Origin of the sequence: Longimicrobium sp., from assembly GCF_036399935.1 — a bacterium.
Classification (GTDB): Bacteria; Gemmatimonadota; Gemmatimonadetes; order Longimicrobiales; family Longimicrobiaceae; genus Longimicrobium.
On sequence record NZ_DASWMD010000002.1, the window covers coordinates 177,086 to 188,144 of the forward strand.

The window sequence follows — 11,059 nt, forward strand, 5'->3', positions numbered from 1 at the left end:
GATTGTGCGTGGCTGACGCCCCCGGTCCGTGCGACCGGGGGCGCTTTGTTCAAGTTAGGTCCGCCACACATTTTGTGCTAGTAAGTTGGACCAACTGCGAGCCGCCAGTAATCAGGCCTTTTTCAGTCCTGCAAGTGGTGGGTACGGTGGCGGCATGAGCAAGCCGAAACAGATTTCCGATCCCGCCGTCAAAGTCCTGAGTTGGTTGCTCGACCTTGCGGTCCAGCGCGCCGGATACACGGTGCGCGGCGTCCCCGGCTGGGCGACGGCCGAGCAGATCGAGACAGGGATAAAGACGTGGGGCACCGCAGAGCTGATGCGCGCCGAAGCCAAGCGCGGGCGGGTACTGCAGCACGATGCGCGTCCACCGGGAGATTCGCGCCCCAGTTGGCTCTACCGCGTCTCGCAGGTCGGCGCGGACCAACTCGCGGCGGCACGTGACACCATGCCGCCGCGGATCAGCCCTCCGCTGGACCAGGACGGGTCGCGCGTCCTCGTGCGTGAGAACGCCTGGCACGCCATCGAGGGGCTGCGCTCCGCGCTCGATCCCGAGGTGCGCCCGCGCCGGGTCTGGGTAGAAGGCGAGCTGGGATGGCGCTCATCGCGCGAGCTGACGTCCGCCATGGCGAAGGAAGATGAAGCCGCAGGCCGGCGCTACCGCTGGTTCACCACGGACGATCTGCGCTGGCTTGTGCGGCTCGGCTACGCGGAAAAGCGCGTGATCCGCGGCATGCACGTTTACCGGCTCACTCCTCGTGGAGCGGCGATTCATTCGCTGAGTTGAGAGATACCGCGCCAGCATGACCAGGTACAATCCGCTCGCGGATACTACGCACCGGCAAGATTCGGTCAGGCGGCAACGGCAGCCCGCGCTCAAACTGCATCGGAACCTCGACATTCGTCACCAGAATCGGAGTGACGACGGTTGGCAGGTGCCTCACAGACAGTTGCTTCAGCACAGCAGAGAGGTGAGCCTCTATCCATTCACATCTCCGGAGGTGTCGACCCAGTCGGTCCTGAGTGTCCCCTCGAAACTGATTCAACCGTTCGACAATCTCCCCAATCCCCCGCGCGGTCTGCAGACGCTTACACTCAATCAGCAGCAGTCGGCGATCCGTGGGGTGCCAAGCGATCACGTCCACATCACCCAGTTCCGGTGGAGCGCCGATTGATTTCATCTGGACGGACACCCTGGTTTCCCAACCACCTTCTCGGAGTTCGTCGGCTACAATCTCCTCGAAGGCATGGCCGAGTTCCTGCGCGACACTTCCTCTGTATCGCTGCATCTCCGCCGACGAAAAAAACTCGTTCGGCAGAAAAGCGTTCTGGATTCCATCCAGCAAGTAGCCCGCGCTGAGCGCGATCTGGTTTGCCCCGTAAAACATGGATGCGTTTGGTTCGGCTCCGAACGCCACAATTGGACGGGCAACCAAGGAGAGACGCCGGCGATATTTCCAAGGAAACCAATCTCGATTGGTGAATCCCTTGGGAGCTACATCCCATCGCTTCCGCGGCCCGAGGGTGAAGATGTTTAGCAGTGCGTCAGCCTCTTCCTTTAAGAACTTACGATTGCTCTGGAGGCGCGCAGAGATGTTCCCATTCGTCGCTTCGGTGACGATGGTACCGCTTTCGATAGCAAGGTCGATGAGCTCAGCCATCGCCTCGAGCAATTGCGTGGGAGTAACCCCATACTCGGCCCGAAACGCATTGACGAACTCGGCGGAGCCATACTCGGGTTCGTCATCAGACGCCAGCGTATCGGCTCGGCGCTCATACAGGCGGTCGTACGTCTCGACCGCCTCCCGGAATCCCGTTGCGTGCAACTCAACTGCGTAAGGATTTGCCACTCCAATCATCCGGGCACGATCACTTTCGACAGTTCCGCTCGGATGAATATAAAGCACACCTTCGGTTAATCCCCCGTGTATGGCATCGGAATCTGACGCTAAATCCAGCAGCGTCGCCACGGCTGCGAGGAGTTGGTCGAAGTCTGACTGCGATGCCAATCTGCCGCCTTCGACCGTGCAGGTGGGTACCGCCATCTCCGTCAGAACCCGTCCTGCATGCATGGCGAGGGCACGCTCATGCTCTTGCTCTCCGGCAACGCCCTCGACGTTTTCGTTCTCACCGTACAGAGCGGAGAGGGCCCGAGCGGTCTGCCTCCACCATTTCCGATCTCTTACGATCTCTTCGTTGTTCATAAGCGTCATTCGCACCAAGGAAGGACCATTCAGAATCTGTAGCTGCACTCGAATTTCTCCCCATAACGAATCAACAAGCTGCTGCAGCAGTTGCGTGGCTCGGGCCTTCTCATTGATCACGAACGGAGCACCGTCCTTGGGCTGTTTGAGCACTCGCCAAGCAAGACCGATTATCCATGCTGCACGATCCTCTGGCTGCACGAAGCGAGGCTCAGGCTTATCTCCGGTCCCAATATGATAGGTTGGGTCAGGTGCATCGAATAAGTGGATTGAGCGCGCATGTTGGCTTGGCATTGTCACAGCAACGATTTGTCGAGCAACAGTTCGCAAGTCAGCCTGTTTACCAGCGCTCTCCCCGGACCACAAACGAAGCAGAGCTTCTACAATGCCTTCCAGCAGAAGGCGCTCACCATCGTTTGTGGGCTGTGCCAAATAGGTTGTAAAGCCGAAAGGAATCTCGACGAGAACGGTAGCAGAAGGAGGGTCGGTCGTGATTGTCGGGGCTTGAGCGGTTACCATTCTCCTGCTTTGCACCATGGCGGCCCACTGCTCAAGATCCTGGAATGAGACCTTAACGTGCGCCACACGCTTCGCCGCGGTGGAGGCGGAACGTTCAAGGGCGGGCATTGCACGGTCGACCCATTCAAGGACGCCTTCCCACACTTGGTACAGAAGCCCGGCTGCATCCTCGAAACCTTCTGGCCGAGTAGCATGGACCCATACGATGCAGTGAGCGCCTTCCACCACGCCATCGAGCTCACCGATTTGCGCCCGGCGCTCCGCAACGTAAATCGGTCGCATCGCGAGACCTCTGAAATACGAGTCGCGGACTAACCTTCGCACGGTCGTATGGCGCCGTCCTATGTCTGCGGGGGCCGCGTGAACATCGTTTCGTATCCGCTCCCTTACTCGATAGTCCTGAATGCTGTCCGTAGGCAACGCCACGATGCCGATCCGTGAGGGATATGCGAAATCCTTTGGGATCAGCGAGTACCCCAATCCTTGCCAGAACTCGAGGAGGTTCAACGGACCGCTGAGATTCTGAAGGCGCACACCTCGCGATCCAACCTCGGTCGCTTGCTCGTACAGCTTCCACAGTCGCAAGAGAGATGATCCTTTCGCCCATCCAAACATGACAAAGTCCTGGAGCGTGAGATGAACAAAGTGCCATTTGGGAGGAAGGTCCGGCCGAGGCATCGAAAGACCACGTCCTAGCCCCGCCACGATCAGAATGGAAAGCCCACCATCCGTGTTTTCAGCCAGCTCCCGCGCGGCTCTCCCGAGATAGGCATGCAGTGGCTCAGCCGTCTCGTCCCCAAGCGGGACATTTGAGGTTAGTCCCGAGACAGGAATCTCCCAGAGGTTGTCGTGGATAACGACGAGATGGGCGAGTTTGTTCGTATCGATCGGACAAACTGCCACGTCCGCTGAGATCGGCAACCAACCCTTGGCCGATGGCGACTCCGGCAGTCCATCGAAGCTGGGGCCGGATCGGGCGAGCTGGTCGAGCGCCCCCTCAAAAGCGGCGTCACGCTGCAGAATCCTAAGCGTATGCCGAAATTCCATAATATAGCCGCGCTCAGTCATCCATTCGAGAGTATACCGTCGAATCGCGGCACTCACGGCCGTGGGACAGGCGATTACAACAGCGTTGATTTCTGGTAGAAGCGGGTGCCGCTCAAGGCTAGAATGGCCCCATTGTTCGCTCGCGAGCGCTTCCCGCGTTTCCTGCGAGAGCAGGAAGGGCTTGAGTACACTCGGGGAGATCCCCATATACGCAAGATCGGCGTCGGTGAACGTCACCCGCCTCATCATTTCTGCGAGGTCCAACTTGCCCAAGAAGTTCCGTTCCGCCTCGGAACACGGTGATGGCGTCCAACGCGGCAGTCGAGCGCGCTCCGCGACTGCCTCAGTGAGCGTAAGCAAGGCGATAATCTCGGACTGCAGTGCTCGATAGCGGTGTGCAGACGGCGACCGGAACACACAGGTGATCACGTCTTGAAGATAGGAATCACTTGTGTGCCACATTCCTTCAAAGATCCGATAATTACCGCCCGGCGCGGTAATGTTCGAGACAAAGACGTCCTCCGGGGGATCCTCCAACCATTTTACGGGATGAGTACCTAGCATTGTTTCCAGCCACCTCCGAAAATCCCCTGATCCCGGCTTCTTTTTCCCACGACAGTGCAGGCAGGCGAGGTGCAGCAGCACCTCAATACGCAGTGTTTGGGGCTGGTACTCTGGAATGGTCAACATCCCGCCGAGGCCGGCAACGACGGCGCGAGCGTCATATCGACTTAGTGTCCGCGCAAGCGCGTTGTATGAGGAATGCCCGAAATGCAGCGGGTCAGCGGCTTCAGCTACGCGTCGGTCGGCCACGTCGGAAATTCAGTCGAATGTTTTGGTGGTAATCGGGACCGGCACAACTGCTCGCAGTCTGCCGATCGTGAGCATCATAGGTCAGAATAGGATTTCAACCCCAAAGAGAAAAGTGGTGGACGAGTCAGGCGCTGAGTCAATCCGGCCAGTGCAGGCGCTCGTTTACCTGTCTCCGAGGTGTTCTACGATGTCTCGCTGCCTCAACAAGGCCACGCTGATCGGCTACCTGGGCGCCGATCCGGAGATCCGCACCATCAGCAGCGGTGCCCGAGTCGCGCAGTTCTCGGTGGGCACCACGCGGCGGTGGGAGGGCCGCAACGGCAAGCCGCGCGAGAAGACGCAGTGGCACCGCGTGCTGGTGTAGGACAGCCTGCCGGCGACGTTCGGGTTCGTCGAGACGTACCTGCGGAAGGGCGACCGCGTGTACGTGGAGGGCGAGATCGACTACCGCTCGTACGAGACGGACGCCGGCGACATGCGCTGGACCACGGAGCTCAAGGCGTCCGACGTGCTGGGGGCGGGGAATGCGGGTGGTGATCGTGACGGGGAGCGCTCCAGGAGCACCGGCCGGCACCGCCAAGCGCCGGCGCAGGAGGAAGTCCCCGCGCTCGCGCTCTGAGCCATGGCTTACGACGCGCTGTACCCCGACTTCAGCTGGTCCCATTCCCGCGACCGCGCGCTGGCTGAATGCGCGCGGTCGTACTACTGGCGCTATTACGGCAGCCACCGCGGCTGGCACCCCGACGCGCCGCAGACCGCCCAGCTCGCCTACGCCCTCAAGCAGCTCACGACGTTTCCGATGATCGTCGGGAACGTCGTGCACGCCTGCGCGCGCGACTGCGCCTACGCCATCCGCCACGGCACGCCGCGGCCGTCGTTCGACGTGATGATGGCCCAAGCGTCTGAGGCGCTGAACCGGGCGCTGATCGGCTCCCACCATCGGGGGATGTTCCTGCGCGATCCCAAGCGAATGCCGATGCTGCGGGACGCCTGGTACTCCGGGCGCGCGGATTCCGCCGGGCTGGCCGCAGCGGTCGCGTAGGGACGCATCTGCCTGCGCGCGCTGGAGAACTCGCGCGTGTGGCAGGGTCTGGAGGCGTGCCCGGCCGAGCGGGTGGTGGTGTCCGACTCGCCCGAGGCGTTCGTGCACGAGGGCTGGCCCATCTACGCCGGCCCGGACCTGGTCTACTGCCCGGACGACCAGCGCGTCGTAATCCTGGACTGGAAGACGGGCGACGACAGCGGCGCCGAGCTGCAGATCCCGCTGTACGCGCTCTACTGCCGGTCCGTGCTCGGCCTCCGGTTCCGGGAAGGGGCGTGGTTCGGCCGGGTCGTGAACCTGGCCACCGGCGACGACACCACGCGCGAGATCACCCGCTACGACCTTATGCTCGCGGCGGAGCGTGTCCGCCACAGCGTAGGCGCCATGCAGGCACTGCTGGCCGACCCAGCCCGTAACGAGCCGCGGTCAGTCGCGGAGTTCCCCATTGTGACTCCCGAGCGGCGCCGCGAGTGCCAGTACTGCCCGCTCTATGCCCTCTGCGAGCAGGAGCTGACACAGGCTGACCTCCACGCGTGATCTGTCGCGAGGCCCCGACCGAGGGGAACACTCGGTCGGCTTTGCATGGGGTCGTGACATCTGCCGCGTAGTAGTTGGTGCCGAGCAGCCTATGCACCGATCTTACGTGAGCCTAGCATCCGTGCTCCGCGAGTACCCGCGAACGCAGCCCGAGCTCGTTGCTTCAGGCGCTTTGCTGGCCCCATCGCTTCAACCACCGCCGTAGCGACAGAGGTCGGAATTCTGGATTCAGCCACGATACGCGTCACAAGTTCTCGGCTACTCGGAAACTTCGAATCACGAGTGAGTTGACCATCGGGAGTCACCACGCCCATCCGTACTAAGGACTTAATCACCTTCATGGCATCCTTTCGCTTAATCCCCTGCAATGCGCCGCCACGCCGAAGCCGATGGTTTACCTTCTCGGCACGGAAGCGGATCGCCGTTTCCTTCACACCCCGTGGCCGCAGAGCGTGCCGTCCTGCACTCGCGAGATGTTCAGTCGGAGCATCGGATACGCGACAAATTTGACCAACGAACTCCTGTTCGCGGTTCGTCCGAACACGAGCAGCCCGAACGAGTGCCTGACACGAGGCGCACTCGTCGAAATGCGTCTTGAGTTCCGAGGGGACTTTGCCTGTCGCAAGTACGGCCTCCACATGCCTTGGTCGAAGGCATGCCTCATTCGTCGTCATATCCGCTCGGCTGAGCTGAAAGACATTGGCCAATAGCTTAGCTCCAGAGATGTCTCGCTCAAACCCCAATCGCTCCGCCGCACTGCTATGGCTAGAGACTACATCCCGCTCTGCGCAGAGATCCTCAACGGGGATGCCAAGTCGCTCGGCCTGACGGTGGAGCAGCTTTTGGTAATCCGTCTCGAGATAGTTTCTCATCAGTAGCTCCTCGGTGCCGTAGTTCTATAGAGAATAACCAGTCGAGCGATGATAATTTTACACAACCGTCCTTCGGGGCTAACACTCATCGAGAACCTGCCGGATCTTCTTGCGTAGACGATGAACGCGCACTCCTGCTGCAGAATACTTGATCCCAAGTTCGCCAGCGATGCCGGCGAGTGATGCTCCAGTTAGGATCAACTCAAGAAGGGAGGCCTCGTCCTCACTAAGCGGTCGCCGGGCATCGGCCAGAAGTTCCTTAGCTTCAAGTTCAGAGCTTTGATGGTCCGCAAGATAATCAGCGGCTAATTCCTGCTCGAGAGATTTTAGATGCTTCTCCGCGCGACGGAGTGCTTTCCTCTCCTCGTCCCGAACTACGTTCCATGCCATGCGACGGAGATACAGTCTGAAATCCTCAGCACTGGATACCCGATCGAAAGGTCGGAGTCGGAGCAGCCGAAAAAACACTTCTTGCGACAAGTCCTCCGCAAGATCATGATCTCCGCCGGTGCGGTGGCTTACTATGGCGAATACATAGGGCCAGAGTCGTTGGTACAGCGACTGCCACGCGGATTGCTCCGAGCTATCTCTCGCGAGTCGGTCCAGGATTGCCTGCAGAGGAGGCACGGCGCTCATCAGCGGATCTCGCCTAGCTCCCGCAGTACCTTGCGAACAGCCAGCACCGCAGCCACACGTGGATCGACAGCCTCAGCCGCGACATCATCAACATAGGTTATTCCATCCTTCCTACGCAGGTTAGCTGTTGAAACGATTTGGGCCGTGCTAATACGAGCAACGGCAACGATGTCGGGAATCCTTGCAGGAGAGACCGTTATCCCCGGCCAAGCGGTCACCAAGTTCGTAAGGTGCTGTGTTAGTGTAAGCCCGTCGGTCCAGCCCCACTCTCGACTTTCCAAAGCTCGCCTAAACGGCTGTGCGAGCACCGACTGGTCTGCTACCTCAAAGCGCCAAATCGCCGTGCAGAGTTCCAAGAATTCACGGTAATCTGTTGGATCCAAGTTCAGAAGGACGGGAACCCAGAGATAAGCCGCATGACCAGCTGTATCGTGAGCATCACCGTGATCGTAGTCCACGTGGACATTATGAACAAGAGCGCCTTTCGCTTGACGACGCAGAGCGGGATATCGACAGGTTCCGCAACTATTTTCATCCGGGCCAATCGTGTGTACGAGCCCCCGCGCATCCGTAAAGCCAGAGCGGCCGGCATCACCAAAGAACTTTTGAGCGTGTCGCAAACGCCTGAGTAGCCTGAGGGGAAGGTCACGCGATCCCACTTCATTCCATACACGTTCGACTTGGCGACGCTTCAGTACAATCTTCCGCCAATTGAAATCTACAGGCAGCGCGCTCCCGTGAAGAATTACGCTCCCAAGATGAACGTATGGGTAGCGGTGGAGCACCTCCCCTAAGAGATAGGTCCCAAAACTGTGTGCGACCGCGTGCGGACGTGTACCTACAGGGGCGGCCCTTTCAACCTGCGCGCGCACACGTTCTACGGATGAAATTAGATGTTGAGCAAGACCGTGCAGAGCCATCAGCGGCGCGCCAAATAAGAAGTGGCTGAAGTAGTGCACCCTTCGGCAGTCGAAGTGCGGTCGAAGCACTGGTTCCACGTTCTTATACCAGCCGCCCAGCGAATGGATTCCATGTATAAGCAACACGGGCGGTTTCGAAGCCGGCTTTGGATGACGAGAACGGTAGAGGCTCACAATGAAACCGTTTTCAGAGTGTCAAATAACGAACGGGCGCATTGTACGCTCCGCAATCGTGGGAGGCAACCAGGGGGTGCTGTGGCGACGCCAGAGTATCGCATCACTGTTCTAACATGAGAGGCTGGCCCACAGCCCGACAGCGCCGCCCAGCCACCCGGGGTACCAGTCGGGGAAGAACGACGGGGTAATCCCCTTCCCCGCTGCCCACGCTCCCAGACCACACCGCAGTATGGACCTGCTCCGCCAGACGGTCGCGGAGATCCGCGACAAGGCGGCCGAGTTCCGCGACGACTTCGGCGACGAGGCACGCGCACGCGCGCTCGAATGGGCGGCCGGGCGCCTCGACGTCGCGCTGGACCATTTCAGCAACCAACAGCTCACGCTTGCCCAGGCCGCACGGGAATCCGGCTACTCGCCCGAGCACCTTGGGCGATTCGTTCGCCTGGGCAAGATCCCCAACGCGGGTCGCCCGAACGCCCCTCGCATCCGCCGCGGCGACGTGCCGCATAAGCCGGGGGTCTTGCGGCCCAAACCGCTCACGCTCATGGTTGACCGCACGCAGATCGCGCGTTCTGTCGTGAACTCGACAACGAGGCATCACGATGGCTAACGCGACGAAGAAACCCTGGTCGTACTCGACCGGGGAATGGGGAGTAAACCGGGTTCGCGCATTCGAACGCCAGGGCAAGGGGATCTTCCTCGAGTTCCGCGAGCGCAACCCGGACGGTACGGCGGGACGCAAGGCGCGGATCGCGCTGGGGCACAGCGACCGCAAGGCGGCGAAGGCCAAGGCCGAGGAGGTGGCCGCGGCCTTCCGTCGTGAAGAGCCCGCGCAGGGGAGCGAAGCGACGCTCCAGGTCCTGTTTGACACCTACGGGTCTGAGGTGACGCCCGAGAAGGGCGAGAGCAAGCGCAAGCACGACGTGCGCTGTGCGGAGATGTTCCTGCGCTACTTCGGGGCGCAGACCCTGCCGCGCACGCTCACGCGCCGGGAGTGGGACCGGTTCGTGGCAGACCGGCGGCGCGGCGCCATCGCGCCCGCCGGAGTCGTGCAGAAGCGGCGGGTGGGGGAGCGCGTGATTACGTACGACCTCAAGTGGCTTCTGTCCGTCTTCAACTGGGCCACAACGGTCGGCGATGGCCGCGGAGGGTTCCTGCTGGACCGGAACCCGTTCAAGGGGCTGCCCCTGCCGCGGACGGAAAGCCCCCAGCGCTCGGTGCTGACCCACGAGCAGTACCTGGCGCTCCGGGGCATCGCGGCGGAAGTCGCGCCGGAGTTCGATCTGGCGCTGGTGCTGGCGCACGAGACGGGGCACCGCATCGGCGCCATCCGCCAGCTGCGCTGGTCCGACATCGACCTGGATGGCGGCACCGTGCACTGGCGGGGCGAGCTGGACAAGATCGGGATGGAGCACAGCACGCTCCTGACCGAGGAGGCCGACGCCGCGCTCCGGGCGGAGCGGCTCATCCGGCCGGCGATCGGGGACGCCTGGCTGTTCCCGGCGCCGGGGGATCCGGACCAGCCGGCATCCCGGCACCTGGTCCGCGACTGGTGGGAGCGGGCCGCGAAGCTCGCGGACCTGCCCAAGGGCAAGCGGCTCGGCTGGCACTCGGTCCGCCGGCAGTGGGCGACGGAGATGAAGGAGACGCCGCTTAAGGACCTGTGCTACATGGGCGGCTGGAAGAGCCCCATGACCGTGCTGACCTGCTACCAGCAGCCGGACACGGAGACGCAGCGGGAGGCGCTGGCGAAGCGAAAGCGCTACCGCGCCGGCGCGGGAGGGTGAGAGGGGTCCGCCTTACTTTGGACACCCACTTGGACACCCACCCCGAAAAGTTCGGAAAACAGCAAAGCCCCCGTCAACGTAATCCGTTGCGGGGGCTCTACTTAGGGCAGTGGGCCTGGGCCGATTCGAACGGCCGACCTCACGCTTATCAGGCGTGCGCTCTAACCAACTGAGCTACAGGCCCTTCAACCAGGGACGTTCGGGGTGTCTGTGCGGTTCGACCTGTGAGCGGCTTTCTGCTCCTCCGAAAATGAGCTTACTCGCTTGCTCCAGAAAGGAGGTGATCCAGCCGCAGGTTCCCCTACGGCTACCTTGTTACGACTTCGCCCCAGTCATCGAGCTCGCCTTCGGCCGCTCCCTCCCTTGCGGGTTGGGTCACGGACTTCGGGCGCTCCCGACTCCCATGGCGTGACGGGCGGTGTGTACAAGGCCCGGGAACGTATTCACCGTGGTGTAGCTGACCCACGATTACTAGCGATTCCAGCTTCATGCAGTCGAGTTACAGACT

8 protein-coding genes, 1 tRNA gene, 1 rRNA gene and 1 pseudogene are annotated in these 11,059 nt (G+C 61.4%); 6 read left to right on the forward strand and 5 right to left on the reverse strand.

Annotated elements, in window-relative coordinates; translation table 11 throughout:
* Positions 1 to 154: 154 nt before the first annotated feature.
* A complete protein-coding gene (locus VGB24_RS01310) occupies positions 155 to 784 on the forward strand; it encodes a hypothetical protein (RefSeq protein WP_331071148.1) in 630 nt (209 codons plus the stop codon).
* Here VGB24_RS01310 and VGB24_RS01315 read toward each other — a convergent pair.
* Entirely contained in the window at positions 747 to 4,457 is a 3,711-nt protein-coding gene (locus VGB24_RS01315; protein ID WP_331071149.1) for a hypothetical protein, read from the reverse strand. The two genes, VGB24_RS01310 and VGB24_RS01315, sit on opposite strands and share 38 nt — an antisense overlap.
* Positions 4,458 to 4,767: 310 nt before the next feature.
* Here VGB24_RS01315 and VGB24_RS01320 point away from each other — a divergent pair.
* The 3 genes and pseudogenes from VGB24_RS01320 (at position 4,768) to VGB24_RS01330 (ending at position 6,159) form a co-directional block, all read left to right on the forward strand.
* A pseudogene (locus VGB24_RS01320) lies at positions 4,768 to 5,199 on the forward strand (single-stranded DNA-binding protein).
* 3 nt (positions 5,200 to 5,202) lie between these two features.
* Positions 5,203 to 5,622, forward strand: a complete 420-nt coding sequence (locus VGB24_RS01325) for a hypothetical protein (RefSeq protein ID WP_331071150.1) — start codon at positions 5,203 to 5,205, stop codon at positions 5,620 to 5,622.
* A 36-nt stretch (positions 5,623 to 5,658) separates the two neighbouring features.
* Positions 5,659 to 6,159: a PD-(D/E)XK nuclease family protein gene (locus VGB24_RS01330; RefSeq protein ID WP_331071151.1), complete on the forward strand. Its 501-nt coding sequence runs from the start codon at positions 5,659 to 5,661 to the stop codon at positions 6,157 to 6,159.
* Positions 6,160 to 7,109: 950 nt separating this feature from the next.
* On the opposite strand, the gene VGB24_RS01335 is transcribed toward VGB24_RS01330, so the two are convergent.
* A complete protein-coding gene (locus VGB24_RS01335) occupies positions 7,110 to 7,667 on the reverse strand; it encodes a sigma-70 family RNA polymerase sigma factor (protein ID WP_331071152.1) in 558 nt (185 codons plus the stop codon).
* Positions 7,667 to 8,626 carry a hypothetical protein gene (locus VGB24_RS01340; RefSeq protein WP_331071153.1) on the reverse strand — a complete coding sequence of 320 codons (960 nt, stop codon included), beginning with the start codon at positions 8,624 to 8,626 and terminating at the stop codon, positions 7,667 to 7,669. The genes VGB24_RS01335 and VGB24_RS01340 overlap by 1 nt, the downstream gene beginning before the upstream one ends.
* A gap of 367 nt (positions 8,627 to 8,993) precedes the next feature.
* On the opposite strand from VGB24_RS01340, the gene VGB24_RS01345 reads away from it, so the two are divergent.
* Together VGB24_RS01345 and VGB24_RS01350 are read left to right on the forward strand one after the other, a co-directional pair.
* Positions 8,994 to 9,374 (forward strand): hypothetical protein, encoded by a 381-nt coding sequence (locus VGB24_RS01345; protein ID WP_331071154.1) that lies wholly within the window; start codon positions 8,994 to 8,996, stop codon positions 9,372 to 9,374.
* Positions 9,367 to 10,551: a tyrosine-type recombinase/integrase gene (locus VGB24_RS01350; RefSeq protein ID WP_331071155.1), complete on the forward strand. Its 1,185-nt coding sequence runs from the start codon at positions 9,367 to 9,369 to the stop codon at positions 10,549 to 10,551. Before VGB24_RS01345 ends, VGB24_RS01350 begins: the two co-directional genes overlap by 8 nt.
* Positions 10,552 to 10,661: 110 nt before the next feature.
* On the opposite strand, the gene VGB24_RS01355 is transcribed toward VGB24_RS01350, so the two are convergent.
* Positions 10,662 to 10,735: transfer RNA gene (locus VGB24_RS01355), tRNA-Ile, on the reverse strand.
* 89 nt (positions 10,736 to 10,824) lie between these two features.
* Positions 10,825 to 11,059 (reverse strand): 16S ribosomal RNA (locus VGB24_RS01360); the annotation flags it as partial.

Bases quoted from the DNA above. Each gene is read 5' to 3' on its own strand.
- VGB24_RS01310 (WP_331071148.1), top strand. From the start codon at position 155: ATGAGCAAGCCGAAACAGATTTCCGATCCCGCCGTCAAAGTCCTGAGT.
- VGB24_RS01315 (WP_331071149.1), bottom strand. From the start codon at position 4,457: ATGTTGACCATTCCAGAGTACCAGCCCCAAACACTGCGTATTGAGGTG.
- VGB24_RS01325 (WP_331071150.1), top strand. From the start codon at position 5,203: ATGGCTTACGACGCGCTGTACCCCGACTTCAGCTGGTCCCATTCCCGC.
- VGB24_RS01335 (WP_331071152.1), bottom strand. From the start codon at position 7,667: ATGAGCGCCGTGCCTCCTCTGCAGGCAATCCTGGACCGACTCGCGAGA.
- VGB24_RS01345 (WP_331071154.1), top strand. From the start codon at position 8,994: ATGGACCTGCTCCGCCAGACGGTCGCGGAGATCCGCGACAAGGCGGCC.
- VGB24_RS01350 (WP_331071155.1), top strand. From the start codon at position 9,367: ATGGCTAACGCGACGAAGAAACCCTGGTCGTACTCGACCGGGGAATGG.